We start from the raw sequence: 438 nt of genomic DNA on the forward strand, positions 1-438 counted from the left end.
AGTAAGCGGAGTTTACGATGTCAGCAATGATCGCTCATACCCAGGCTCATACCCAGGCTCATACCCAAGCGCCTACTCAAGCTCAACCCAAAACTGATACACCGTCCTACCCCTTGCTGCTGGCCGATATAGGCGGCACCAATGCACGCTTTGCGATAGAAACTGCACATGGCGAACTGCAGGCAGTCAAGGTACTGCCTTGCGCCGCCTATCCCAGTCTGGAAGACGCATTGCACAGCTATTTGCACGATGCGGCCAGTCTGGCAGCGGGGGCGCATCAGCTGCGTCATGCCGGGATCGCGATTGCCAATCCTATCCATGGTGATCAGGTCCGCATGACGAATCATCACTGGGAGTTTTCTATCAGTGCAACCCGCCATCAGTTCGGCTTGGAGCGGCTCGATGTGGTGAATGATTTCACCGCACTCGCGCTGTCTT

General features: G+C 55.7%; 1 protein-coding gene. It reads left to right on the top strand.

The genetic code is table 11. The features are described from left to right. Positions 1-17: 17 nt before the first annotated feature. Positions 18-438, top strand: a 421-nt coding sequence (locus tag KDM89_RS19860) for a glucokinase (RefSeq protein WP_230428003.1), incomplete at its 3' end; no start/stop codon positions are given.

The organism is Cognatundibacterium luofuense (assembly GCF_018139685.1).
Taxonomy (GTDB): Bacteria; Pseudomonadota; Gammaproteobacteria; order Burkholderiales; family Burkholderiaceae_D; genus Undibacterium; species Undibacterium luofuense.